Annotated in this window: 23 protein-coding genes; 8 read left to right on the top strand and 15 right to left on the bottom strand. The window is 53.4% G+C overall.

Annotated elements, in window-relative coordinates; all coding sequences use genetic code 11:
* Positions 1 to 216: 216 nt before the first annotated feature.
* On the top strand, positions 217 to 1,746 hold the full coding sequence (gene pntA / locus ACLJNW_RS04300; protein ID WP_001219362.1) for a Re/Si-specific NAD(P)(+) transhydrogenase subunit alpha: 1,530 nt from the start codon (positions 217 to 219) through the stop codon (positions 1,744 to 1,746).
* Positions 1,747 to 1,756: 10 nt separating this feature from the next.
* Positions 1,757 to 3,145 carry a Re/Si-specific NAD(P)(+) transhydrogenase subunit beta gene (gene pntB, locus ACLJNW_RS04295; protein WP_000014056.1) on the top strand — a complete coding sequence of 463 codons (1,389 nt, stop codon included), beginning with the start codon at positions 1,757 to 1,759 and terminating at the stop codon, positions 3,143 to 3,145.
* Positions 3,146 to 3,319: 174 nt separating this feature from the next.
* Here the strand turns inward: pntB and ACLJNW_RS04290 are convergent, their stop codons facing one another.
* Complete coding sequence (locus ACLJNW_RS04290) at positions 3,320 to 4,354, bottom strand: AI-2E family transporter (protein ID WP_023204080.1); 1,035 nt, start codon at positions 4,352 to 4,354, stop codon at positions 3,320 to 3,322.
* 417 nt (positions 4,355 to 4,771) lie between these two features.
* Here ACLJNW_RS04290 and mdtJ point away from each other — a divergent pair, with 417 nt between their 5' ends.
* Both mdtJ and mdtI read left to right on the top strand, forming a co-directional pair.
* A complete protein-coding gene (mdtJ, locus tag ACLJNW_RS04285) occupies positions 4,772 to 5,134 on the top strand; it encodes a multidrug/spermidine efflux SMR transporter subunit MdtJ (RefSeq protein ID WP_000500278.1) in 363 nt (120 codons plus the stop codon).
* Positions 5,121 to 5,450, top strand: a complete 330-nt coding sequence (gene mdtI, locus ACLJNW_RS04280; RefSeq protein WP_001183821.1) for a multidrug/spermidine efflux SMR transporter subunit MdtI — start codon at positions 5,121 to 5,123, stop codon at positions 5,448 to 5,450. The genes mdtJ and mdtI overlap by 14 nt, the downstream gene beginning before the upstream one ends.
* A gap of 34 nt (positions 5,451 to 5,484) precedes the next feature.
* On the opposite strand, the gene ACLJNW_RS04275 is transcribed toward mdtI, so the two are convergent.
* Positions 5,485 to 6,306 carry a trypsin-like serine peptidase gene (locus ACLJNW_RS04275; RefSeq protein WP_000549649.1) on the bottom strand — a complete coding sequence of 274 codons (822 nt, stop codon included), beginning with the start codon at positions 6,304 to 6,306 and terminating at the stop codon, positions 5,485 to 5,487.
* Positions 6,307 to 6,574: 268 nt separating this feature from the next.
* Positions 6,575 to 6,826 (bottom strand): acid resistance repetitive basic protein Asr, encoded by a 252-nt coding sequence (gene asr, locus ACLJNW_RS04270; RefSeq protein WP_023204081.1) that lies wholly within the window; start codon positions 6,824 to 6,826, stop codon positions 6,575 to 6,577.
* Between the two features lie 235 nt (positions 6,827 to 7,061).
* Here asr and ACLJNW_RS04265 point away from each other — a divergent pair, with 235 nt between their 5' ends.
* Positions 7,062 to 7,154: a KPN_01571 family protein gene (locus ACLJNW_RS04265; protein ID WP_001068154.1), complete on the top strand. Its 93-nt coding sequence runs from the start codon at positions 7,062 to 7,064 to the stop codon at positions 7,152 to 7,154.
* A gap of 66 nt (positions 7,155 to 7,220) precedes the next feature.
* Here ACLJNW_RS04265 and ACLJNW_RS04260 read toward each other — a convergent pair whose 3' ends face one another.
* Positions 7,221 to 8,474, bottom strand: coding sequence for an MFS transporter (locus tag ACLJNW_RS04260; protein WP_000091796.1), 1,254 nt, complete (start codon positions 8,472 to 8,474; stop codon positions 7,221 to 7,223).
* Between the two features lie 119 nt (positions 8,475 to 8,593).
* On the opposite strand from ACLJNW_RS04260, the gene ACLJNW_RS04255 reads away from it, so the two are divergent.
* From ACLJNW_RS04255 to bioD, 3 genes are all read left to right on the top strand, one after another.
* Complete coding sequence (locus ACLJNW_RS04255) at positions 8,594 to 9,493, top strand: LysR family transcriptional regulator (RefSeq protein ID WP_001019577.1); 900 nt, start codon at positions 8,594 to 8,596, stop codon at positions 9,491 to 9,493.
* A gap of 127 nt (positions 9,494 to 9,620) precedes the next feature.
* A complete protein-coding gene (mlc, locus tag ACLJNW_RS04250) occupies positions 9,621 to 10,841 on the top strand; it encodes a sugar metabolism global transcriptional regulator Mlc (protein ID WP_000225092.1) in 1,221 nt (406 codons plus the stop codon).
* 125 nt (positions 10,842 to 10,966) lie between these two features.
* Entirely contained in the window at positions 10,967 to 11,662 is a 696-nt protein-coding gene (gene bioD / locus ACLJNW_RS04245) for a dethiobiotin synthase (protein ID WP_000919233.1), read from the top strand.
* Here bioD and clcB read toward each other — a convergent pair.
* The 11 genes from clcB to ACLJNW_RS04190 all read right to left on the bottom strand — a co-directional run bounded on the left by clcB (position 11,618) and on the right by ACLJNW_RS04190 (position 24,372).
* The gene (gene clcB, locus ACLJNW_RS04240) at positions 11,618 to 12,907 is read right to left on the bottom strand and encodes a voltage-gated ClC-type chloride channel ClcB (RefSeq protein WP_023209372.1); all 1,290 of its coding nucleotides are present in this window, start codon (positions 12,905 to 12,907) and stop codon (positions 11,618 to 11,620) included. The genes bioD and clcB overlap by 45 nt on opposite strands.
* Before the next feature lie 135 nt (positions 12,908 to 13,042).
* A complete protein-coding gene (osmV, locus tag ACLJNW_RS04235) occupies positions 13,043 to 14,191 on the bottom strand; it encodes an osmoprotectant ABC transporter ATP-binding protein OsmV (RefSeq protein ID WP_000593093.1) in 1,149 nt (382 codons plus the stop codon).
* Positions 14,191 to 14,838, bottom strand: a complete 648-nt coding sequence (gene osmW / locus ACLJNW_RS04230) for an osmoprotectant ABC transporter permease OsmW (RefSeq protein WP_000379677.1) — start codon at positions 14,836 to 14,838, stop codon at positions 14,191 to 14,193. Before osmW ends, osmV begins: the two co-directional genes overlap by 1 nt.
* A gap of 9 nt (positions 14,839 to 14,847) precedes the next feature.
* Positions 14,848 to 15,750, bottom strand: coding sequence for an osmoprotectant ABC transporter substrate-binding protein OsmX (gene osmX / locus ACLJNW_RS04225; RefSeq protein WP_001211193.1), 903 nt, complete (start codon positions 15,748 to 15,750; stop codon positions 14,848 to 14,850).
* A gap of 28 nt (positions 15,751 to 15,778) precedes the next feature.
* Positions 15,779 to 16,489: an osmoprotectant ABC transporter permease OsmY gene (gene osmY, locus ACLJNW_RS04220; protein WP_000557304.1), complete on the bottom strand. Its 711-nt coding sequence runs from the start codon at positions 16,487 to 16,489 to the stop codon at positions 15,779 to 15,781.
* A gap of 304 nt (positions 16,490 to 16,793) precedes the next feature.
* Positions 16,794 to 17,408, bottom strand: a complete 615-nt coding sequence (gene dmsD, locus ACLJNW_RS04215) for a Tat proofreading chaperone DmsD (protein WP_024154584.1) — start codon at positions 17,406 to 17,408, stop codon at positions 16,794 to 16,796.
* Positions 17,409 to 17,450: 42 nt separating this feature from the next.
* Positions 17,451 to 18,305, bottom strand: coding sequence for a dimethyl sulfoxide reductase anchor subunit family protein (locus ACLJNW_RS04210; protein WP_000534721.1), 855 nt, complete (start codon positions 18,303 to 18,305; stop codon positions 17,451 to 17,453).
* Between the two features lies 1 nt (position 18,306).
* Entirely contained in the window at positions 18,307 to 18,924 is a 618-nt protein-coding gene (gene dmsB, locus ACLJNW_RS04205) for a dimethylsulfoxide reductase iron-sulfur subunit DmsB (RefSeq protein WP_000213069.1), read from the bottom strand.
* Positions 18,925 to 18,934: 10 nt separating this feature from the next.
* Positions 18,935 to 21,370 (bottom strand): selenate/tellurate reductase subunit YnfF, encoded by a 2,436-nt coding sequence (gene ynfF / locus ACLJNW_RS04200; RefSeq protein ID WP_024154586.1) that lies wholly within the window; start codon positions 21,368 to 21,370, stop codon positions 18,935 to 18,937.
* A 98-nt stretch (positions 21,371 to 21,468) separates the two neighbouring features.
* Positions 21,469 to 23,907, bottom strand: coding sequence for a selenate/tellurate reductase subunit YnfE (gene ynfE, locus ACLJNW_RS04195; RefSeq protein ID WP_024154587.1), 2,439 nt, complete (start codon positions 23,905 to 23,907; stop codon positions 21,469 to 21,471).
* A 156-nt stretch (positions 23,908 to 24,063) separates the two neighbouring features.
* Positions 24,064 to 24,372: a DUF1161 domain-containing protein gene (locus ACLJNW_RS04190; RefSeq protein ID WP_000975516.1), complete on the bottom strand. Its 309-nt coding sequence runs from the start codon at positions 24,370 to 24,372 to the stop codon at positions 24,064 to 24,066.
* Between the last annotated feature and the right edge of the window lie 19 nt (positions 24,373 to 24,391).

The raw sequence follows: 24,391 nt of genomic DNA, 5'->3' as shown, positions 1-24,391 counted from the left end.
ATGGCTGCTTAGCGGCTGAATCGTTCATGTTTTGCAAATTTGATAAAAAATTCTGTTTTTTGGCGCTAGATCACAGGCGTTATTTTCAGTAGGTTATAGAGAGTTTGTAACGGTTTTATTCTGCTGGGGTAACATTTACCTCAAACGCGGGCAGGCGTACGCTTCTCGCGCTTACTGACAAACCATCATCAAAAATATCGATGGAAGGGAACATTTATGCGAATTGGCATACCAAAAGAGCGGTTACCCAATGAAACCCGTGTCGCTGCGACGCCGAAAACGGTAGAGCAGCTACTGAAGCTGGGGTTTAGCGTCGCTATCGAAAGCGGGGCGGGTCAACTGGCAAGTTTTGACGACAAAGCGTTTGCGCAGGCTGGCGCGGATATTGTAGACGGCAATGCTATCTGGCAGTCGGAAATTATTCTCAAGGTTAATGCGCCTGAAGAAGAGGAAATCGCTTTACTGAACCCCGGGACTACGCTGGTCAGTTTTATCTGGCCTGCGCAAAATCCTGGGTTAATGGAGAAACTTGCCGAACGTAAGGTCACGGTGATGGCGATGGACTCCGTGCCGCGTATTTCCCGCGCGCAGTCGCTCGACGCGTTAAGCTCAATGGCGAATATCGCGGGTTATCGCGCCATTGTAGAGGCCGCGCATGAATTTGGGCGCTTCTTTACCGGCCAAATCACCGCCGCCGGGAAAGTGCCGCCGGCGAAGGTGATGGTGATTGGCGCGGGCGTAGCCGGTCTTGCGGCTATCGGCGCGGCAAACAGCCTGGGGGCGATTGTCCGCGCGTTTGACACTCGTCCTGAAGTCAAAGAGCAGGTCCAGAGTATGGGGGCTGAGTTCCTCGAACTGGATTTTAAAGAGGAAGCCGGTAGCGGCGATGGTTACGCCAAAGTGATGTCCGAGGCGTTTATCAAAGCGGAAATGGCGCTCTTTGCCGCCCAGGCCAAAGAGGTCGACATCATTGTGACCACTGCATTGATTCCGGGTAAACCAGCGCCGAAGCTGATTACCCGCGATATGGTCGATTCTATGAAGGCCGGCAGCGTGATTGTCGACCTGGCCGCGCAGAATGGCGGTAACTGCGAATATACCGTCGCCAATCAGGTTGTGACGACGGACAATGGCGTGAAAGTGATTGGCTACACCGATCTACCGGGGCGTTTGCCGACGCAGTCATCCCAGCTTTATGGCACCAACCTGGTTAACCTGCTGAAGCTGCTGTGCAAAGAGAAAGACGGCAATATTGACGTGGATTTTGACGATGTCGTGATCCGTGGCGTGACGGTGATTCGCGACGGCGACATTACCTGGCCTGCGCCGCCAATCCAGGTTTCCGCGCAGCCACAGGCCGCGCCTAAAGCAGCACCTGCGCCAAAAGAGCCGGAAAAGCCCACTTCACCCTGGCGGAAGTATGCGTTAATGGCGCTGGCGATCATTCTTTTTGGCTGGCTGGCCGATGTCGCGCCAAAAGAGTTCCTCGGCCATTTTACCGTGTTTGCGCTCGCCTGCGTGGTTGGTTATTACGTGGTGTGGAACGTGTCTCATGCGCTTCATACGCCATTAATGTCGGTGACCAACGCAATTTCAGGGATTATTGTTGTCGGGGCATTATTGCAAATTGGTCAGGGCGGCTGGGTCAGCTTCCTGAGCTTTATCGCGGTGCTTATCGCCAGCATTAATATTTTCGGTGGCTTCACCGTGACTCAGCGTATGCTGAAAATGTTCCGGAAAAACTAAGGGGTAACACATGTCTGGAGGATTAGTTACAGCTGCATACATTGTTGCCGCGATCCTGTTTATTTTCAGTCTTGCCGGGCTTTCAAAGCATGAAACGTCCCGCCAGGGGAATAACTTCGGTATTGCCGGGATGGCGATCGCGTTGCTGGCGACCATTTTCGGGCCGGATACCGGCAACGTAGCATGGATTCTGGTCGCCATGATTATTGGCGGCGCGATTGGCATCCGCATGGCGAAAAAAGTTGAGATGACCGAGATGCCGGAGCTGGTCGCGATTCTGCACAGTTTCGTGGGCCTGGCGGCGGTACTGGTTGGCTTTAACAGCTATCTGTACCATGACGCCAGTCTGGCGCCGGTGCTGGTGAATATTCATCTGACCGAAGTCTTCCTCGGTATCTTTATTGGCGCAGTCACTTTCACTGGATCGATCGTAGCGTTTGGTAAACTGCGCGGCAAAATCTCTTCTAAGCCGTTGATGTTGCCTAACCGTCACAAAATGAACCTGGCGGCGCTGGTTGTTTCTTTCCTGTTGCTGCTGGTTTTTGTCCGTACCGAAAGCGTGGGTCTACAGGTTCTGGCGCTACTGCTGATGACCATTATCGCGCTGGCGTTTGGTTGGCATCTGGTCGCTTCTATCGGCGGGGCGGACATGCCGGTGGTTGTTTCAATGCTGAACTCCTATTCCGGTTGGGCTGCCGCGGCGGCTGGCTTCATGTTGAGCAACGATTTGCTGATTGTAACCGGCGCGCTGGTCGGTTCGTCAGGCGCGATCCTGTCTTACATTATGTGTAAAGCGATGAACCGCTCTTTCATCAGCGTTATTGCTGGTGGGTTCGGTACTGACGGCTCCTCAACGGGCGACGATCAGGAAGCTGGCGAACATCGCGAAATCACGGCGGAAGAGACCGCTGAGATGCTGAAAAACTCCCACTCCGTCATTATTACGCCGGGGTACGGGATGGCGGTGGCGCAGGCGCAGTATCCGGTGGCGGAAATCACCGAAAAACTGCGTGCGCGCGGGATCAACGTGCGTTTCGGCATTCATCCGGTGGCGGGTCGCCTGCCGGGGCATATGAACGTGCTGTTGGCGGAGGCGAAAGTGCCTTATGACATCGTGCTGGAGATGGACGAAATCAATGATGATTTCGCCGATACCGATACCGTGCTGGTAATTGGCGCGAACGATACGGTGAACCCGGCGGCGCAAGACGATCCCCGCAGCCCGATCGCCGGTATGCCGGTTCTCGAAGTGTGGAAAGCACAGAATGTCGTGGTCTTTAAGCGTTCAATGAATACTGGTTATGCTGGTGTGCAGAACCCGCTGTTCTTTAAAGAGAATACGCAAATGCTGTTTGGCGATGCCAAAGCCAGCGTGGATGCAATTCTGAAAGCGCTTTAATCTTTTAAACGTGCGGCGGCCTCTTTGGAGGCCGTTTTTATACACTTCATCCTTTAAGCTGCCTCTTTGTTGGCTGCACTCAGAAACCCCGGTCACATCGTTATCTATGCTCCCGGGGATTTCTTCCCTTGCCGCCGCGAGGCATCTTGAATGATTTTGTGTATGTATTGCATTTTATCTTTTGTTTAAATCGCTAAGCAGAACGGCGATACTCTGCCCGCCGGTGGTCTGTTCGAGGGCGATTTTGACAATGATGGTTAACGGAACGGAGAGCAACATGCCCACCGGACCTAATAGCCAGCCCCAGAAAATTAACGACAAAAATACCACTAAGGTTGAAAGGCCTAAACCACGTCCCATAATTCGTGGCTCAAGGATATTGCCGAAGACCAGATTAATCAGCAGATAGCCTGCCAGCACCAGCAGCGCATTATAAAACCCGTTAAATACCAGCACCTGAATAATGGGCGGCAGGGCAGCGAGCACCGATCCAATATTAGGAATATAGTTCAGCGCGAAGGCCAGTAGACCCCAGACAAAGGCGAAGCGGACACCCAGCGCGGCCAGCATTCCCCATGCGACCAGCCCCGTCACGATACTGATCGCTGTTTTTAACACCAGATAATGGGAAACGCTATCAAGCGCGCGTTGAATTGCCGCCATGCCCTCCACCGGACGGCTCATCATCTGCTGCAGTTTTTCAGGCAGTTGTGGAACCTCCAGCAGCATAAATACCACGGTCAATAACAATAAAAAGATGGACGACATGGCATTGGACAGTTGGGTGAGCAGGTTCGTTACCAGAGTCATGGCGGCGTTTGGATCGATATATTTCGCCAGCTCATCAACCGACACGCCAATGCCTGCTCGCTGTAACCACGGTTCAATACGTTGCAACGGTATCACCAATGAGGAGCGATATTGCGGTAGCGTACGAGCCAGTTCATTTAATGATGTCCCCAAATAGGCCAGTAGCAGTACCATTAACATAACAATAATCACAATGAGCAATGATACGGCGATAACGCGCGGAATTCGGCATCGGGTCATCCGTTGCACAACGGGATTGAGAACGACTGCAATAAATAACGCCAAAATAAAGGGAACAATGATATCTGCGGCGAAGCGGATACCGCTCAGAATAACCACCAGCATTCCCAGCATAATGACGATTTTTAGACCATTGAGCGTGATGATCGGTTTTGCCATATCAGTCCCTGTTTTCTGATGCCGACACGAATAATAATATGATGTCGGTCGACCTGTTCTGGTTAAAATCAAACACTTCAGGTAAAGAAGTGAAAATATTTTGAGTTAATTCCTGGCTTATGATACAAATCAGGCGTGTTCAACTACCGAGGACAATTATCATCCGCGATGACGAGAAGCAACACTGCGGATAATTGTAATATTATGGACAATATGTTCAGCGCTTTTTTCTCCACGCAAACGCATCTTCACTCTACCTCCTTTTTCCTGCTTATCGGCGAGCAGCACTGGCGTAACGCGCTTTAGTCTCTCACTTCTGCCTGAGCTGGCGCAATGCGCTGTGCTAACTGATTTTATTTTTTAGTTTGCTGCGTGCAGCAGACTCGAAAGAGTATATTCTCATGCAGGAGAAGTGTCATGTTTTACTGGATTTTATTAGCTCTGGCTATCGCGACTGAAATTACCGGCACGCTCTCAATGAAATGGGCTAGCGTGGGTAATGGCAATGCGGGTTTTATTTTAATGCTGGTGATGATCACGCTGTCATATATATTTCTTTCTTTTGCGGTAAAAAAGATTGCCCTGGGTGTAGCGTATGCCTTATGGGAAGGGATCGGCATTTTATTTATTACCATTTTTAGCGTGCTGCTATTTGATGAAGCATTATCAACCATGAAGATTGCCGGCTTGCTGACGCTGGTCGCCGGCATCGTATTGATCAAATCAGGGACGCGTAAACCCGGCAAACCGGTGAAGGAGGCGACTCGTGCAACAATTTGAATGGATACACGGCGCCTGGCTTGGGTTGGCAATAATGCTGGAAATCGCGGCTAACGTACTGTTGAAATTTTCGGACGGCTTTCGCCGTAAATGCTATGGCATCTTATCGCTTGCCGCTGTTCTGGCCGCCTTCAGCGCGCTTTCCCAGGCGGTAAAAGGGATAGACCTGTCGGTGGCGTATGCGTTATGGGGCGGTTTTGGTATTGCCGCCACGCTGGCGGCGGGCTGGGTGCTCTTCGGCCAGCGCTTAAATCCCAAAGGCTGGGTTGGCGTGATATTGCTGCTCGCCGGAATGGTCATGATCAAATTTGCCTGAGACGATCGCTGCCGGTCAGGCAGCGATTCGCGTATTAGTCCTGCGCCAGGGCTTTCAGCTTATCGCGAAAGCCGGTAACGGATATAGCGCGGTTATCGGCGCGCCAGCGATCTTTAGCCGCAGGGGCGGAGCTTTGTACGCCAATGAGCTGCCATCCGCTATCCGTGTGCAATAATAACGGCGAGCCGCTGTCGCCAGGTAACGTGTCGCACTGGTGTGAGAGTACGGCATTCTGCGCCCAGCCGGTCACGACGCAATCCTGATGGGAATAGAGCGCATTCAGATGATCTTCCGGATAACCAGACTGCGTGACTTTTCGGTCTGCGGCTTTCAACGCCGCAGTGAGCGCCGCTTTATCGCCGGTAAATAAAGGCACTGGCGTGATACCGGAAGGTGGGTAGCGCAATATTACCAGACCAAAATCCCAGCTTGCCGCGGCAGGCGGCACAATCCAGCCATCGCCATCCGCTTTCAGGCGTCGGCCCAGCGACGGTTCAACGCGGCCTTCAATGCCGTGGATTTCATAGCGCCATACTCCTTTTCGCGCCACAAAACGCAGCGCAACCGCCTTGTCTGGTTTTCCTTTCGGTGGCGTTAGCAGGCAGTGACCTGCTGTCAGGGCGATATGCGGGGAGATAAGCGTTGCCGTACACAAATTACCGCTGGCGGTCTCTAGTTGCCCGATGGCATCCCACGGCGATTGGGTAGGATCGGCGACGGGCACCCGATCGTCATGGTTAAAAAAAAGCGTTTTAACGTCGCTGGCATCCGTGGCGTCTGTTTCAGCCCCCCTGGCTTTCGCCATAACCGGTAAAAAACACACTATGCCCAGTAATACAGCAATGGTTTTATGCATATCACACTCTGGTGGGTAATTATGATTATTAACAACAAACCCTCAGTACTACTATAGACGTGACGGTAAGAAAGTGGGAGTAAAATCAGATAACTACACTCAGGAAAGATAGAAATGCGTGGCAATAGCGGCGCATAAAATAAGCACGATAAGAATGAGCTCAAAGCGGTAGCGAGACACTTTTTTGCCCTCCCGGAAGGCGGCGCTAAACCAGAACAATTTAGCGCCGTAAAAACGGGCGCGGGGGCGCGCCGCAGCATGTTACGACTTACGCAGCCGGCTGCGAAGTTGTTTTTGACGTAGATTTGGCTGGGGCTTTTTTGCCATCTTTTTTCTGGTGCTTTTTAGCCGCCTGCGCTTTTTGCTCAACGGTTTTTTTATGCTGTTTTTTGTGGTGCTGGGTGTTCTGGGTTGTTTTGGCAGGCGCTGCGGTTTTCGCAGGCGTTGCAGTCTCAGCCGCGAATGCTGCGGAAGAGAGACCCATTGCAGCGGCAACAACCAGAGTTAATACTTTTTTCATTTTGATACCCTCGATTTGGTTTTCATTCAACCCCACTGCGGGGCCGGTGAAATGACTATATCGCTGTTATCAAAAGGCTTCCGTGAGTGATTGGTTTCGGCATGTAACGCTATGTACAATCCCCCGGTAACGCGATGTAAGCCCCCACCATAATAGGTAGCTTTACGTTACCGGCCGTTATTTTTGGTCGCAGAGTCGGTAATATCCGCCCTCCAGAATAACAGGCACACCGTATATGAATCCGATAATCTGGGTGGTATTTACGCTTCTGGCGCTGGATGCAATCAGAGAAGTTATGGGCGTATCAAGCCTGACAGGTCTATGGTGAACAGTGAGTCGTGGCGTGAAACCAGCCCGGCGATAGCGCACGTTGCTATCGCCGGATTATTTCTTTTCAGGCGTGAAGACGATGATGTAACCGCGTCCCGACCAGGATGGCCAGCACCAGCATTAGCGCGATAAAACCACCTACGCCGTTCCAGCCGTAACTATGCCAGAATACGCCGCCTAGCGTCCCGGCGATACTGGACCCCAGATAATAGCTGAAAAGATAAAGTGACGAGGCCTGTCCCTTCGCCCGGCGCGCACGCGGGCCAATCCAACTACTGGCCACGGAGTGCGCGGCGAAAAAGCCGGCGGAAAAAAGCAGCATCCCGGCAAAAATCAGCCAAAGCGAGGTAAAAAGCGTCAGTAAAAGCCCGCCCAGCATTACTGCGGTAGAGAACAGCATCACCGGCCCCCGGCCATAGCGTGAGGTCATTGCGCCAGCTTTCGGCGAGCTCCATGTGCCGGTGAGATAGGCTACGGATAACAGTCCGACCACGGCCTGGCTTAATTCCCAGGGGGAGAGCATCAGGCGATAGCCAATGTAGTTAAACAGGGTGACGAACGCGCCCATCAGTAAAAAACCTTCCGCAAACAGCAGAGGTAGCCCCCGATCGCGCCAGTGGAGACGGAAATTAATAAATAGCGTTTTAGGCCGTAGCGACGTGGGACGGAAATGTTGCGAGGCGGGTAAAATCTTCCAGAACATCAGCGCGGACGCCAGCGCAAAGCATCCGATGGCCGCCAGCGCGATGCGCCAGTTAAAAAAGTCGGTCATGACGCCGCTTAATAAACGCCCGCTCATCCCGCCGATGGAATTACCGCTAATATAGAGTCCCATAGAGAAAGCGACAAAGCTAGGATGGATTTCTTCGCTCAGGTAGGTCATTCCCACCGCGGCGACGCCGCTTAACGACAGACCGATCAGCGCGCGCATAATCAGAATACCATGCCAGCTGGTCATCATGGTTGATAACAATGTGCAGCAGGAGGCTAATAACAAGGCGGTGACCATCACCGGTTTACGGCCTATCGCATCAGAAAGCGGGCCGGTAAAAAGTAAGCCGATAGCCAGCATGGCGGTAGAAATAGAAAGTGAAACGCTGCTGCTGGCGGGGGAGACGCCAAACTCCTGGGAAAGTACCGGTAGTATAGGCTGAACGCAATAAAGGAGCGCGAAAGTCGCCAGGCCCGCGGAAAAAAGAGCCAGCGTGACACGCATGAAAGGTGCTGTACCGCGTTTAATAAATTGAACCGGCTGAGAATGGCGTTGTTCATCGATATCGCTCGCCGTGGCGTCATCGAGAATAGTTGTACGACTCACGTTAAATCCTTGCTTTACATCTCCGTCAACAGGAGACGGGTATAACCGACATGTAAAGCATAGAAAAAGCAAAATATTCTGTCTAATATATTAATTGTCTCAAATAAGACGTTAAAAATATGAATATCGAATTACGTCATTTACGTTACTTTGTGGCGGTAGCAGAAGAGCTGCATTTTGGTCGCGCCGCCGCGCGCCTCAATATCTCGCAGCCGCCGCTGAGTCAGCAGATACAAATTCTGGAGCAGCAGGTCGGCGCGCGATTACTGGCGCGGACCAACCGCAGCGTAGCGTTAACCGCCGCCGGGCGACAGTTTCTGGTGGATAGCCGACACATCCTGAGTCTGGTAAACGACGCCGCCGCTCGCGCCGAGCGGCTGCATCAGGGCGAAGCGGGTGAAATCCGTATTGGCTTTACGTCTTCAGCGCCTTTTATTCGGGCGGTATCGCATACCTTTTCGCTGTTCCGCCAGTCCTATCCGGGAGTGCATATGCAAACGCGTGAAATGAATACGCGTGAGCAAATCGCGCCGCTCAACGAAGGCGTACTGGATATTGGCTTGCTGCGGAATACGCCGCTGCCCGACACACTTAATCGCGAGGTGATTTTGCATGAGCCGCTTATGGCCATGATCCCGCGCGAACATCGGCTGGCGCAAAAGCCGGTCGTCAGTCTGACAGAACTGGCGGAAGAACCTTTCGTCTTTTTCGATCCGCATGTCGGGACGGGCCTCTACGACGATATTCTCGGCCTGATGCGGCGCTATAACCTGTCGCCGACCATCACGCAGGAGGTTGGCGAGGCAATGACCATTATCGGTCTGGTGGCGGCGGGGCTGGGTGTCTCGATTCTGCCGGCATCCTTTAAGCGTGTACAGATGAGCGAGATGCGCTGGGTTCCCCTGGCGGAAGAGGACGCCGTATCTGAAATGTGGCTGGTATGGCCAAAGCATCATGAACAGAGTCATGCCGTACAGCGGTTTTGCCAACTGCTATTACTGGCTGCCCGACGGGATTAATTACGCTTAAAAAGGGTGAAAATGTGCAGTTAATCACACGGCTAAGCAAAAAGTTGACGGCGAGTATTGAAGTGTTTCACCATAGCACACAGATTATTTCGGAGCGCGAAAATAAAGGGAGTGAGCGGTGGTTGCTGATAGTCAGCCTGGGCATATCGATCAAATTAAGCAGACCAATGCTGGCGCAGTGTATCGCCTGATTGATCAGCTCGGACCGGTATCGCGAATTGACCTGTCTCGTCTGGCGCAGTTAGCGCCTGCCAGTATTACGAAAATTGTTCGCGAAATGCTGGAAGCGCATTTGGTTCAGGAACTTGAAATTAAAGAGGCGGGCAGTCGTGGACGCCCCGCCGTCGGGCTGATGGTGGAAACGGAAGCCTGGCACTATTTATCTATTCGTATTAGCCGTGGCGAAATTTTCCTTGCGCTACGCGATCTTAGCAGCAAACTGGTGGTAGAAGAGTGTCTGGCGCTGCCGTTAACCGAAGCCACGCCGTTGCTTGAGCGAATTATTACGCACGTTGATCGGTTTTTTACCCGCCATCAGCAGAAACTGGAGCGTCTGACCTCCATTGCCATTACGTTACCGGGCATTATCGATACCGAAAACGGCGTTGTGCACCGGATGCCGTATTATGAAGATGTCAAAGAGATGCCTTTGGGAGATGCGCTGGAGCGGCACACCGGCGTACCGGTTTACATTCAGCATGATATTAGCGCCTGGACGATGGCAGAGGCGCTTTTTGGCGCCTCACGCGGCGCGCGCGACGTTATCCAGGTGGTGATTGATCATAATGTGGGGGCGGGCGTTATCACCGACGGTCATTTGCTTCATGCGGGCAGTAGCAGTCTGGTAGAGATTGGGCATACCCAGGTCGATCCTTATGGTAAGCGCTGTTATTGCGGTAATCATGGCTGTCTGGAGACCATCGCCAGCGTCGATAGCGTGCTGGAACTTACGCAGCTTCGGCTTAATCAATCGATGAGTTCAATGTTGCACGGCCAGCCGTTAACGGTAGATTCACTGTGTCAGGCGGCGATGCAGGGAGATCTATTAGCAAAAGATATTATTAGCGGCGTTGGCGCGCATGTCGGACGCATTCTGGCTATCATGGTGAATTTATTTAATCCGCAAAAAATTCTTATTGGTTCGCCGCTAAGTAAAGCGGCTGATATCCTTTTTCCAGCCATTGCTGACAGTATCCGTCAACAGGCGCTGCCCGCCTACAGCAGGAATACGGTTGTGGAAAGCACGCAGTTTACCAACCAGGGTACGATGGCCGGGGCGGCGTTGGTAAAAGACGCGATGTATAACGGCTCTTTGTTGATTCGTCTATTACAGGGTTAACATTTTTTAACTGTTGTACAAAAATTTGCGCTAACTCAAGCTGATTGCCCTTGCCATATCTTAGACTTTCTCCACTGTATTATTTTCCTGGCTTATATTTTCGAAGCATAACGGTGGAGTTAGTGATGCTGAAGCGTTTCTTTATTACAGGTACAGACACTTCTGTTGGGAAGACGGTGGTTTCCCGCGCATTACTACAAGCGTTAGCGTCGAGTGGTAAGAGCGTTGCAGGGTATAAACCTGTCGCTAAAGGGAGCAAAGAGACTGCAGAAGGGATGCGCAACAAAGATGCGCTGGTATTGCAAAGCGTCTCTTCGCTGGAGTTGCCGTATGAGGCGATTAATCCGATCGCGTTAAGCGAAGAAGAAAGCAGCGTCGCGCATAGCTGTCCTATAAATTACACCTTGCTGTCCAACGGTCTGGCGAGCCTGAGCGATAAAGTGGACCACGTGGTTGTGGAGGGTACTGGCGGCTGGCGTAGTTTGATGAATGATTTACGTCCATTGTCCGAATGGGTGGTACAGGAACAGTTACCGGTATTGATGGTGGTAGGGATTCAGGAGGGGTGCATTAATCATGCGCTACTGACTGCGCAAGCTGTCGCTAACGATGGACTGCCATTAATTGGCTGGGTGGCGAATCGTATCAATCCTGGCCTGGCGCATTATGCTGAAATTATTGATGTGCTTGGGAAAAAACTGCCAGCGCCGCTGATTGGCGAGTTACCGTACCTGCCGCGCGCCGAGCAGCGTGAGCTGGGGCAGTATATTCGTTTGTCAATGCTCGGCAGCGTGCTGGCGGTAGATAGAATCATGGCGTAACGTTCGCGAGAGCACTGACGCGACTACACAGGCAATCAGCAGACCGGGGAGTAACTGATACTCGCCGGTCATTTCACAAATCATCAGGGTGGACATTATCGGCGCATGGGTTGTCGCCGCCAGTAGCGTCGCCATACCCACCAGCCCCAATAAAATCGCTATTTCATCCGAGCCTGGCAGCCAGAATCCCCATATCCGACCCAGAAACATTCCAATGGATAATCCGACAAATAATGTTGGCGTAAAGACGCCGCCCGGCGCGCCAGACCCGCTGCTGGCGAGCACCGCCAGGATTTTGCACACAAAAATTCCGCCAATCAGCGAGAATAGCGGCGGAGAGAGCAAAAATGATTGTACGACGCTATAGCCGTTTCCCCATACCGTGGGCGTGAGTAACGACAGTAATCCGACAATAAGCCCGCCCAGCGCCAGTTGCCAGGGCGGGGACAGTTTTAAGCGTAAGAAACTATTATGGCTGGCCGTCATCAGCCACATCAGCAATGGGCCGCACAGACCGGCGACCAGGCCGGTACTGACTATCATGACGTACTCCCGCGCGTGGAGATCAACGGTCAGATGTACGGTATAGAGTAGTGAATCGCTACCGTTTAATACATGGGTGGTTAGCAGGGCGACGACGGCGGAAACGACAACCGGGCCGAGGGAAGCCAGCATTAAGGTACCGAACAGGATCTCCGCGATAAACAGGCTGCCCGCCAGCGGCGCATGGTAAGCGCCCGCCATGCCCGCAGCGGCGCCGCTGGCGATCCATAATTTCCATTCCTCACGCGGCGTGAAGCGTCGGGCAAAGCTGGATGCCGCCAGCGCGGCGAGGAGGATCATTGCGCCTTCGCGACCAATTGCGCTGCCGCTGACCACGACCAGCAGCGAGGCCAGCGATTTCACCAGACTGGCGCCAACGTCAAATTGCCCGTCGGTTTGCAATGCTTCCATATAGTCAGTGGGCGCATGGGGGCGCTGTTGGTTCATTTTTTGCCACCCCCACAGCAACAGACCAGCGGCCAGGCCGCCAAGCGCTGGCGTAATCAGCCGTCGCCAGGGCGAAAGCCCCTCAGCCGCATTCACCAGACTGCCGGTGTCATTACTCAGGAAAATCCACTCCAGCAATTGCATCGCATGACGGAAGGCGGCGACAGCCAGCGCCGCGAGAATACCGATGAGCGTAGCGATCAGCAGGCGACGAAACATCGCGCGCAGATCCGGGTAAGCGTGTAAACGATGCATGAGCGGGTAAACAGGGAGTTTCAGGATAGCCTATTCTGCGGGGAAATGGCGTCAGACGCAAAAGCACTATGTGCGATATAATATTGCGTACAATAATGATACTGCCGGATAGCGAGAGGCCATCCGGCGGCAACGTTAGCTGCTTTCGTGAATATTTAGCGCCCGACGCGTGCGGCCTGAGCTGAGATAATCGGCGATGTAATCCTGAGAGATTTCACCGTTATAGCGTCCGTCTTCATCAACGATCGGCATCCAGCTGGTATTACTTTCGTACAATCTGGACAGCACAATACGCAGGTTATCTTCCGCTTTGCCCGTAATACGGAAAGGATGGGTGATATCGGCGCAGATTCCGCTGGCGTTCCGCGCTTCCCGGCGCTTCACAAATCCCAGTGGCTTACCGTCGTTGTCAATGACGGTAATGGCGCGAATATCGTGATCATCCATAATGCCGAACGCCTCGCTTAACGGCGTGGAAGGCCGCGCGGTAATGGTTGGCTGTTGGTCGGTCACATCGCCCGCGGAGACCAGTAGCAAACGCTTTAACGTTCTGTCCTGACCGACAAACGACCCGACAAACTCGTTAGCCGGTTTGGCCAGCAGTTCATCAGGACTGGCGCACTGTACAATTCGCCCCTGACGGAACACGGCGATACGGTCGCCGAGTTTTAGCGCTTCGTCGATATCATGGCTGACCAGCATCACAGTCTTTTTTAGCTTACGCTGCATATCCAGAAACTGGTTCTGGATCACTTCGCGGTTAATGGGGTCCACCGCGCCGAAGGGCTCATCCATCAGCAGTACCGGCGGATCGGCGGCCAGAGCGCGGATCACGCCAATGCGCTGCTGCTGTCCCCCGGACATCTCCTTTGGATAGCGATGCAGAAATTTTCTGGCATCCAGCGCCACCATGTCCATCAACTCTTCGGCGCGTTGCTTGCAGCGCGCTTTGTCCCAACCCAACATGCGCGGCACAACGGTAATATTTTCTTCAATCGTCATATTAGGAAACAGGCCGATCTGCTGGATAACATACCCAATATTGCGGCGTAGCGTTACCGTATCCATATCGTTGGTATTCTCGCCGTTGATAAGAATATTACCGCTGCTGGGCGCGATCAGCCGGTTGATCATCTTTAACGTGGTGGTTTTGCCGCAGCCGGAGGGACCGAGTAAGACGCACATTTCGCCTTCCGGCACGTTCAGGTTGACGTTGTCGACGGCTTTTAGCGGCTGACCCTTTTTCTGTACAAATTGTTTGGTGAGATTTTCCAGTTTTATCATTATCGTATCCCCTTAGGTGTCAGTACGACTTGCAGACGATGCAACAGCCAGTCAAGCACAATTGCCAGTAGACAGATCATCAGCGCGCCGGCAATTAACATGCGAATATCGCTGCCGCTAATGCCGTTTAACAGTAGCAGTCCCAGACCGCCGGCGCCGATCACCGCGGCAATCGCCATTACGCCGATATTCATCACTACCGCGGTGCGGATACCCCCGAAAATAACCGGTAGGGCCATTGGGATTTCGACCCAGCGCAGCCGTTGCCAGAAAGTCATACCGATGCCGCGTCCCGCTTCACGCAGACCGGGCGGCAAACTATCAAGCGCAGTATGGGTATTACGGACAATCGGCAGTAAAGAGTAGAGAAAAACGGCCGTCACGGCGGGCAGAACGCCAATACCATGTCCGATCAGCGAAAAGAGCGGGATCATTAATCCAAACAGCGCGATAGACGGAATGGTAAGAAGTAGCGTGGCGGCGCCCAGTACCGGCGTTGCTAGCCATTTGTGGCGTACAATCAAAACGCCTAACGGTACGCCGATGATAATCGCCAGACCGACGGCCAGCGCGACCAGCCAGAGATGCTGAAAGGTAAGGCTGGCGAGATAGCCTGCGTTATCCAGCATATAATGTATCGTATCCATAGGCGCTCCTTACAGCAGACCTTTGTCCTGCAAAAATTGATGGGCTACCTGTTGCGGCGTGCGATGCTCGATATCGACCTGGGCGTTTAGGGTCGATATCACATCGTTATTGAGCAGGCCGGAAAGGGTGTTTAAGGCGTCATCAAGGCCAGGATTGGCTTCCAGCACCTCTTTACGCACCACGGGCGTGACAGCGTAACTTGGAAAGAAGCCTTTATCATCTTCCAGCACTTTCAGATCAAACCCTTTCACCCGTCCGTCGGTGGTATAGACCAGCCCGGCGTCAACCAGCCCATCCCGAACGGCGTTATAGACCAGCCCTGGGTCCATCTGTCGTATTTGCGGGCGATCAAGCTGCATTTGGTAGGCTTGCTGAAGGGGCTTCATCCCATCGCTGCGCCCGGCAAATTCCAGATCGAGACCGAGCATCCAGTTGTGGTCAGGATCGTTCTGCCGGACTTGTTCGATTTTTGCCACCATCTGCGAGATGGTGGTGATATTTTCCGACTCGGCGCGTTTGCGCTGCATCGCGAACGCGTAAGTATTGTTCATGTCAGCCGGTTTGAGCCATACCAGGCCCAGCTTCGCATCCAGGCGTTTTACCGTGTCGTAGGTTTCCTGTGGACTCATGCGCTTATCGATACGGTTGAAAATAATCAGCGATGTACCGGTGTATTCCCAGGTAATATCAATTTGTTTATTCACCATCGCATTACGTGAAATCACCGCGGCGATATTGGTTTGCGGCTGAACCTGAAAGCCTTTCTTCTGCAAATACTGAACGGTCATAGCGGAAAGAATATGCTGCTCGGTAAAGCTTTTGGTGGCGAGAACCAGCGGCGCGGCCTGCGTCTGGCTACTGAACAACAGCGTTGCGGCAAGCCATCCCAACAGGTGTTTTTTGAATCTCATTTAACGCTCCTTATTGTTATTTATGCGTTCAGACGGTATGAGGGCTAAGGCGTCGCCCAAACCAGGCAAGCAGAGTGTCAAGAATCAGCGCGAATAACGCCGTGGCCGTTGCGCCGAGGATCAACGTCGGAAAATCGTTGAGATAAATTCCCGGGAAAATCAGCTCGCCGTAGCTGCTGGCGCCGATCAGAAAGGCCAGCGGCGCGGTGCCGACATTGATGGCGGTCGCGATGCGAATACCGGACAGCATCACTGGCCACGCATTAGGTAGCTCTACCTGGCGAAGCCGCTGCCATTTTGTCATCCCAATCCCGTTCGCCGCTTCAATCAGTGAGGCGGGAACGGAACAGAGGCCCGCATAGGTATTGCGGACGATAGGCAGAAGGGAGGCCAGAAATAGCGCGACAATGGCGGGCGTATCGCCGATCCCGATAATCACCATCGCTAAGGCCAGAACGGCCAGCGGCGGCAAGGTATTACCAACATTAAAGATTTGCATGACATATTCAGCAAATCCTTTTGCCGCAGGTCGGCTGAGTAAAATCCCGCTCGGGATACCGACCAGTAAAGCAAAAAACATGGACGTAAAGACCAGCATCAAATGCCGTTGTCCGAGATACAGCAGATCGACCTGACGCGCTTTCAGCGTCTCCAGACCGATTCCCCAGATAAACAGCGCCAGTAACAGCAGAATGACGATAGTGAACCCAAGTACGCGTTTTAGGGTGAGGGTGTGCATTGCGGTGTGTCTCCCTGTTTGCATGTGTTATGGCGACGTTAAGAGTCGCGTGTTGTTATGCCATGTTCCGGCAGGGTACTTTGAGCTATAGCAACAGGTTGGGAAGGATTCCAGCGGAGCGTGATGTTTAACACTGTTAAACATCTATTAACAATTATGTTTTGCCCTTATGCGGCTTAGCGTGAACATTCACGATAAAGAATTATCTTAAAAATAGAAGCGTGGTGTGACGTTGTCACTTTTTGTAGATAAAAATAGGCCGCAATGAGAGAAAAGGCAGGTAAAATCCTGCCTTTTGTGGGGATTAACGGAATAACGGTTTTACAGCGACGGGAATAATGAGTTGAGCTTGCCATTGCGCCAGCGTCAGACGCGCCAGTTGCCCCAACGCCTGATAAAACGGATGCCCGGCATGATCGATAAATACGTCCAGAAAGCGGGACGACCACGGAAACAGATGCCAGGTCAGGAGTTGTTCGCATTCATGATGACGATCATTCTCGGCAAGCCAGGCCGCCAGCAGCAACAGCGACCCAAAATGATCTTCTGGCTCGTTTTGTTGCATTTCAAACTGAATTCCGTTTTCGCGCATCCACTGACGTAGCGCCAGCGTAGAATCGCCAAATAATACGCTCTCACGATCCAGCCAGACGGAACCCCACGGCGGAGACGGCAGAGCGTAAGGGCCGATAAACAGACGCTGCCAGGCCTGTGGCAACGACTCTTCGCTGTGGGTCTTAAACATAGCCGCCACAGGCGCAAGCGCCTCGGCATCAAGCGGCCACTGCGCCTGCCAGTCGTCGTTTAATAGCGCCTGGACCAGAGGAGCGGTTTCGTGGCTTTCCGGCGAATAATAAAACAACGCGCCAAGAACACGCGCCGTTACTGCAAAATCATCACGTTGTAAAAAAGTGGTCATTCAAACAATCCCGAAAGGTGCGGGTCGCCCCGCACGCATAAATTAACCTGCGACGGCCATACCTACGGTCATATGCAGGCCATAAAAAAGTCCGCGGCCAATAATTTCGCCTGCCAGCACCAGCACGACACCGAGCAGCAAACCAACGGTATGCGGTTCGCGGCGACGGATTAGCGGACATAGCCAGCAGCCTAATCCGGCAGCAAGCAAGACAATGCGCCAGACCTGTAGCATACCGTAATCCGGTGCGAGATGGCTGGCCTGTTGCACGGAACTGTGAATGGTTGAGAGAGACAGCCCTTGTAGTACGATGACCGCCACGCACACCACCAACGCCAGGCCGCTAATACTGGCAAACGTCACGCTGCAAAATGGGACGCGCGCGATGCGTAGCAGTAGCGCCGCAAACACCGGGCCGCACAGGAATGCCGTGAGGAAAAAGGCCAGCGTGGTGTAGCCATTATACCAGGTTGGCACGGTATCTATCTGATAAACAAGCGTCATTGCCCAGATGAATGCAACGCCGAGCGCCATACTGACCAGCAGCCACACTTTACCCAGCGCCGGGGGCATTTTACCGAGTACCGCCACCAGCCACCAGATGCCGCCTACGGCAAAGAACACCGATCCTGTGGCGATTTCATTACTCAGTGCGGAAGCGCCTACGCGGTTAAGCGAGTTAAACGCGCGCATCGGCGAGCCGAGATGCATAATCGACGCGAGGAATCCCAGTCCCATCACCAGCCACAGAAAAAACATGCTGCGCACGATGCGTTGTTTTGCCACATCGTCTTTCGTGGTTAACCAGCCATATCCACTCACGATCAGCGCCCCGGCCACACATTGACCCAGCACCGTAAACAGGACCAGCGGCCATTCATGCCATCCACTTCCCATCTTATACCTCCTTCGGATTGGCCAGATAACCGGTAGTGTCCCCGGTCGGGCGGCTGTTGGCGTTGGGTTTAATCACAATATTCGGCTTCGTGAAATGCGCGCGCGGCAGCGGCGCGACGGCAGCCAGCTCACCGTGTTTTTTGCGCAGTTCGTCTATCGGGCCGAAATCCAGCGCCCGCAGCGGACAGGATTCGACACAGATCGGTTTCTTGCCTTCCGCCACCCGGTCATAACAGCCGTCGCACTTGGTCATATGACCTTTGGCGGCGTTGTACTGCGGCGCGCCGTACGGGCAGGCCATGTGGCAGTAGCGGCAGCCGATACAGACCTCTTCGTTCACCACCACAAAACCGTCATCGCGCTTGTGCATCGCGCCGCTCGGGCAGACTTTGGTACAGGCCGGGTCTTCGCAGTGGTTGCACGAAATGGAGAGGTAGTAGGCAAAGACGTTCTGGTGCCAGACGCCGTTATCTTCCTGCCAGTCGCCACCTGCGTATTCATATATCCGCCGGAAACTGACGTCGGGAGTGAGATCTTTGTAGTCCTTGCAGGCCAGTTCGCAGGTTTTGCAACCGGTGCAACGACTGGAATCAATAAAAAATCCATACTGGGTTGTCATCGGTTACTCCTTACGCCTTTTCAACCTGAACAAGATTACTGTGTGACGGATTACCTTTCGCCAGTGGGGAAGGCCGGTGCGACGTCAGAATGTTAATGGAGCCGCCGCGATCGATTTTGTCGCCAAACATGTCGGCATTTAACCAGGCGCCCTGGCCGATAGCGGTGACGCCAGGCAATATGCGCGGCGTGACTTTTGCCGGAATGAGCATCTCTCCGTTCTGGTTAAAAACCCGCACGGTGTCGCCGTGCTGAATGCCGCGCGCTTGCGCATCAATCGGGTTGATCCAGATCTCCTGCGGACACGCCTGTTGCAGGACGTCGATATTGCCGTAGCTGGAGTGGGTACGCGCTTTATAGTGGAAGCCGGTTAGCTGTAGCGGGTAGCGCTGACGAAGCGGATCGTCCCAACCGTCAAAGCCTGGCGTATAGGCGGGTAAAGGATGGATAATCTCATCTTTCTTCAGCTCCCACGTGTTGGCGAGGGTTGCCAGACGCTCGGAATAGATTTCGATTTTACCGGACGGCGTTTTCAGTGGGTTGGCGGCAGGGTCTTCGCGGAAGGCGCGGAAAGCGACGTAGTGCTCCTCCGGGCATTTTTTCTTGAAAATCCCTGTCTGTTTCATCTCTTCGTAATCCGGCATTTCCGGGTTACGCGCTTTGGTTTTTGCGTGCAGGTATTTGACCCACTCATGCTGCGTGCGGCCTTCTGTGAAGGTCTGGTATACGTCTGGACCAAGCCGTTTAGCCACTTCACTGAGCGTCCAGTAAATGGGCTTTCTTTCAAATTTCGGCGAGGTGGCGGGCTGACCAAGAATGACATAGCCCATATTGCCTGCGGATTCGTGGGAAATCAGATCTTCCTGCTCGGTCGGCATTAAATCAGGCAGCAGAATGTCGCAATATTTTGCCGATGCGGTCATAAAGTGCTCGATGCCGACGATCATTTCACATTTACTGTCGTCCTGAAGCACCTCGTGGGTGTGGGCGATATCGCCATGCTGATTGATCAGCGTATTACTGGCGTAGCACCACATAAATTTGATCGGCACGTCGAGCTTGTCTTTTCCCCGCACGCCGTCGCGTGTGGCGGTCATTTCCGCGCCATGATCGATAGCGTCGGTCCAGGTAAAGACCGAAATCTGGGTTTTTACCGGGTTCTCCAGCATAGAAAACCATTCGACGCCCAGATCCCAGGTGCCTTCGCGCACGCCGGAATTACCGCCATTTATGCCGACGTTACCGGTGAGTACAGACAGCATGGCGATTGCGCGTGCGGTCTGCTCCCCGTTAGAGTGGCGTTGCGGTCCCCAGCCCTGGCAAATGTAAGCCGGTTTCGCCGAGCCGATTTCCCGCGCCAGTTGAATGATTTTTTCCGCCGGAATACTGGTAATCTGCGCGGCCCATTGCGGCGTTTTGGCGATACCGTCTTCGCCCTGACCCAAAATATAGGCTTTATAGTGCGCGTTACGCGGGGCCGAGGCGGGCAGAGTGGTTTCGTCGTAGCCGATGCAGTATTTATCCAGAAACGGTTTATCAATAAGATCTTCGGTAATCAGCACCCAGGCGATTGCCGCCGCCAGCGCGCCATCGGTACCCGGGCGAATCGGCAGCCACTCGTCTTCGCGGCCGGCAGCAGTGTCGTTATAACGCGGGTCAATGACGATCATCCGGGCGTTGGAGCGTTCGCGCGCCTGTTCGACATAGTATGTCACGCCGCCGCCGCTCATACGTGTTTCCGCGGGGTTATTGCCAAACATCACCACCAGTTTTGTATTGGCGATATCATCCGGACTATTGCCGTCGTTGCCGCCGAACATATAGCTCATGGCCGCGCTGATTTGGGCGGTGCTGTAGCTACCGTAACGGCTGAGATAGCCGCCGCAGGCGTTCATCAGGCGATACGGTACGTTAGAATTGGTAATATTGCCGCCGTCCACGCCGGTACCGTAAAGGACATGTACCGCTTCGTTGCCGTAATCCTTGAGGATACGTTTCAGGTTATCGCCGATGGTATCCAACGCTTCATCCCAACTGATACGTTCGAATTTGCCTTCTCCTCGTTTACCAACGCGTTTCATCGGATATTTCAGGCGATCGGGATGATTCATCCGGCGACGAATAGAACGGCCGCGCAGGCAGGCGCGTACCTGATGGTTGCCATATTCATCGTTGCCCGTGGTATCTGATTCAACCCAATATACGGTGTCATCTTTTACGTGCAGGCGCAGCAGGCAGCGGCTGCCGCAGTTAACGGTACATGAACTCCAGACCGCTTTTTCTGCCACATTGCCGGATGCGAGGTCTGCTGCGGCGTGTGCGATGCGGGAGAACGGAAGGGTGAAAGCGCTACTGGCAAGCGCAAGGCTACCGATAGCGGAGGTTTTCACCAGGCTTCGTCGGCTGATACTGGCCGCCATTAATGCCTCAGGGTTGGTGATTTTCATAACAGCTCACTATGCTCATCCAAAAAAGAGTTTTAAATGTCGTTGTGTTCGCAAAACGGGGAGCTCCGGGCGCGTAAAAACGTCCCGGAGCAGGCGGCTTAGATTTTTTCGATTTCCACCAGATTTGTATGTTGAGGATTCCCTTTTGCCAGGGGGGAAGGACGCAGCGTCGTGAGCGTATTGATGCAGGCGCCGTGGTCAATTTTATCGCCAGCCATATCCGCATTATGCCATGCGCCCTGACCCATCGCGCTGACGCCCGGCAGAATACGCGGCGTGACTTTGGCGGGTAGACGCACCTCTCCACGATCGTTAAAGACGCGAACCTTATCGCCATTCGCGATACCGCGTTTTTGCGCATCGAGCGGATTTATCCACACCTCCTGGCGACAGGCGGCCTGCAGAACATCAATATTGCCGTAGCTTGAATGGGTACGGGATTTATAGTGAAAGCCAAGCAGCTGTAGCGGGAAGGTGCTCCGCTTCGGATCGTCCCATCCTTCAAAAGTAGGGGTATAAATCGGCAGTGGGCTTATCACGTCGCCTTCCGCCAGCTCCCAGGTACTGGCGATGTGAGCGAGTTTGCTTGAGTAGATTTCGATTTTACCGGACGGCGTTTTTAACGGATTGGCCTGCGGATCTTCACGAAATTTTTTATAGGCGACAAAGTGGCCGTTGGGATCTTTGCGTTTATAGATGCCCATTTTTTTCAGATCGTCATACGCGGGCAATGCCGGATCTCTTGCCTGCATTTTGGCGTACAGATATTGCAGCCATTGCGCCTGTGTACGGCCTTCGGTAAACCGCTGATACACATCGTCGCCGAGGCGTCTGGCGATTTCGCTGAGTACCCAGTAGATGGGCTTGCGCTCGAACTTAGGCGTCGTCGCCGGTTGGATAAAAATCAGATATCCCATATTGCCGGCGTAATCATTGGGGATGATATCCTCCTGTTCGACGGTCATGAGATCCGGCAGTAAAATATCAGCGTACTTCGCGGAAGAGGTCATAAAGTTGTCGATGACCACAATCATTTCGCATTTCGCTTCATCCTGAAGAATTTCATGGGTTTTATTAATATCCGAATGCTGATTAATCAGGGTGTTGCCAGCGTAGTTCCATAGAAATTTGATCGGGACATCCAGCTTATCTTTGCCGCGTACGCCGTCGCGCAGGGCGGTCATTTCCGGGCCGCGCGCAATGGCGTCCGTCCAGCTAAAGCAGGAGATGGCGGTTTTAACGGGATTCTCCAGGACCGGCAGACGTTCAATGGTAATGGTGTAAGTGGATTCGCGTGCGCCGCTATTACCGCCATGAATGCCGACGTTGCCGGTCAGAATCGGTAACATGGCGATGGCGCGAGCGGTTTGTTCGCCGTTCGCCTGACGCTGCGGGCCCCAACCCTGACAGATGTAGGCCGGCTTGACGCTGCCTATCTCGCGCGCCAGTTTGATAATCCGATCGGCGGGGATGCCGGTAATATGCGATGCCCACTGCGGCGTTTTGGCGATACCGTCCTCGCCCTGACCCAAAATATAAGCCTTATAATGGCCATTGGGGGGCGCGTCAGCCGGAAGGGTTTTTTCATCGTAGCCGATGCAATAGTTATCGAGAAAAGGCTGGTCAACGAGATTTTCGTTAATCAATACCCAGGCAATTCCCGCCACCAGCGCGGCATCGGTGCCGGGGCGAATCGGTATCCACTCGTCTTCACGTCCGGCAGCGGTATCGGTATAGCGCGGATCTATTACGATCATGCGCGCATTTGAGCGTTCACGCGCTTGCTCCAGAAACCAGGTAATGCCGCCGCCGCTCATGCGTGTTTCAGCCGGATTATTGCCGAACATGACCACCAGTTTACTGTTTTCGATATCAGATGTGCTGTTGCCGTCGTTGGAACCATAGGTGTAGGGCATGGCGCAAGAAATTTGCGCGGTACTGTATGAGCCGTATTGATTCAACGAACCGCCGTAGCAGTTCATCAAACGCTTCACCGGCGAGGCGGCAGGCGACGAGCGGGTTATGTTGCCGCCTACGATGCCGGATGAATAGTGGATATAAACGGCTTCATTGCCGTAGGTCTCTACGGTCTTTTTCAGGCTGGCGCTAATGGTGTCCAGTGCTTCCTGCCAGCTAATGCGTTCAAATTTGCCTTCGCCGCGGCGGCCAACGCGTTTCATGGGATAGTTAAGGCGATCCGGATGGTTAATACGCCGACGGATTGAACGGCCCCGCAGGCAGGCGCGAACCTGATGATTGCCGTAGACATCGTCGCCAGTGTTATCAGTTTCAACCCACCAGACTTCATTATCTTTTACATGCAGACGCAGGGCGCAGCGACTGCCGCAGTTGACCGAACAGGCGCCCCAGACGATTTTATCTTCTTCGTTGCGCATAGCCTGCTGCACCGCCGCGGCCGCGGTACGCATCCCAAACGGTAAAGATACGCCTCCGGCAGCCAGCGCCAGTGAGCCAAGCGCCGCTGATTTCACTAACGTCCTGCGGCTAACGCCTGTTTGTTGCTTTTCTCCGGGCATCACTCACTCCATTGTCGTTATTATTTCGCTATATATTGATAACTATAACGAAATTATTAACATGCTAATGATGTAATGAGTTTACCCCTTTGGGAGTAAGGATTATTAATCCATGTCAAAGAGCGTTACCCTCCGGACCCGGAGGGCAGGAGGAGGTTATTGCGGTTCGGCGGATGAACCGTCCTGAGCGGGAGAGGTATTGGCTGGCGCATTGCCGCTGCTGGTGCGGGTATAAAGAATTTTATGCGTGTCGTTCGCGCAATGGCCCACCACCTGTGAGTCCGGCTGATCGGCCTGGTCGTTAGGAACGATAGTGAGCGTAAAATTATCCGCCGGCACGCCGTTATTGATGATACGTTGTTCAATATCGCTTTTTACTCTCTCGCACGATCCCGGTGCCGCCATCACCAGCGAGGGGGCGCTAACTAACGCCAGAGCGGCTATTGCAGTTGCGATTTTCATCATGAACTCCTGTGATTAATGA

Source organism: Salmonella sp. SAL4457 (assembly GCF_046548235.1).
GTDB lineage: Bacteria > Pseudomonadota > Gammaproteobacteria > Enterobacterales > Enterobacteriaceae > Salmonella > Salmonella enterica.
Note: the sequence above shows the minus strand (reverse complement) of the source record. Positions and strands in the feature narration are given on the sequence as shown.

Bases quoted from the DNA above. Each gene is read 5' to 3' on its own strand.
- clcB (WP_023209372.1), bottom strand. From the start codon at position 12,907: ATGCATCGTTTACACGCTTACCCGGATCTGCGCGCGATGTTTCGTCGC.
- dmsD (WP_024154584.1), bottom strand. From the start codon at position 17,408: ATGACCACTTTTTTACAACGTGATGATTTTGCAGTAACGGCGCGTGTT.
- ynfE (WP_024154587.1), bottom strand. From the start codon at position 23,907: ATGCCCGGAGAAAAGCAACAAACAGGCGTTAGCCGCAGGACGTTAGTG.
- osmW (WP_000379677.1), bottom strand. From the start codon at position 14,838: ATGGATACGATACATTATATGCTGGATAACGCAGGCTATCTCGCCAGC.
- ynfF (WP_024154586.1), bottom strand. From the start codon at position 21,370: ATGAAAATCACCAACCCTGAGGCATTAATGGCGGCCAGTATCAGCCGA.
- ACLJNW_RS04210 (WP_000534721.1), bottom strand. From the start codon at position 18,305: ATGGGAAGTGGATGGCATGAATGGCCGCTGGTCCTGTTTACGGTGCTG.
- osmX (WP_001211193.1), bottom strand. From the start codon at position 15,750: ATGAGATTCAAAAAACACCTGTTGGGATGGCTTGCCGCAACGCTGTTG.
- pntB (WP_000014056.1), top strand. From the start codon at position 1,757: ATGTCTGGAGGATTAGTTACAGCTGCATACATTGTTGCCGCGATCCTG.
- mdtJ (WP_000500278.1), top strand. From the start codon at position 4,772: ATGTTTTACTGGATTTTATTAGCTCTGGCTATCGCGACTGAAATTACC.
- osmY (WP_000557304.1), bottom strand. From the start codon at position 16,489: ATGCACACCCTCACCCTAAAACGCGTACTTGGGTTCACTATCGTCATT.
- dmsB (WP_000213069.1), bottom strand. From the start codon at position 18,924: ATGACAACCCAGTATGGATTTTTTATTGATTCCAGTCGTTGCACCGGT.
- pntA (WP_001219362.1), top strand. From the start codon at position 217: ATGCGAATTGGCATACCAAAAGAGCGGTTACCCAATGAAACCCGTGTC.
- ACLJNW_RS04190 (WP_000975516.1), bottom strand. From the start codon at position 24,372: ATGATGAAAATCGCAACTGCAATAGCCGCTCTGGCGTTAGTTAGCGCC.
- ACLJNW_RS04265 (WP_001068154.1), top strand. From the start codon at position 7,062: ATGAATCCGATAATCTGGGTGGTATTTACGCTTCTGGCGCTGGATGCA.
- ACLJNW_RS04255 (WP_001019577.1), top strand. From the start codon at position 8,594: ATGAATATCGAATTACGTCATTTACGTTACTTTGTGGCGGTAGCAGAA.
- ACLJNW_RS04275 (WP_000549649.1), bottom strand. From the start codon at position 6,306: ATGCATAAAACCATTGCTGTATTACTGGGCATAGTGTGTTTTTTACCG.
- bioD (WP_000919233.1), top strand. From the start codon at position 10,967: ATGCTGAAGCGTTTCTTTATTACAGGTACAGACACTTCTGTTGGGAAG.
- asr (WP_023204081.1), bottom strand. From the start codon at position 6,826: ATGAAAAAAGTATTAACTCTGGTTGTTGCCGCTGCAATGGGTCTCTCT.
- ACLJNW_RS04290 (WP_023204080.1), bottom strand. From the start codon at position 4,354: ATGGCAAAACCGATCATCACGCTCAATGGTCTAAAAATCGTCATTATG.
- osmV (WP_000593093.1), bottom strand. From the start codon at position 14,191: ATGATAAAACTGGAAAATCTCACCAAACAATTTGTACAGAAAAAGGGT.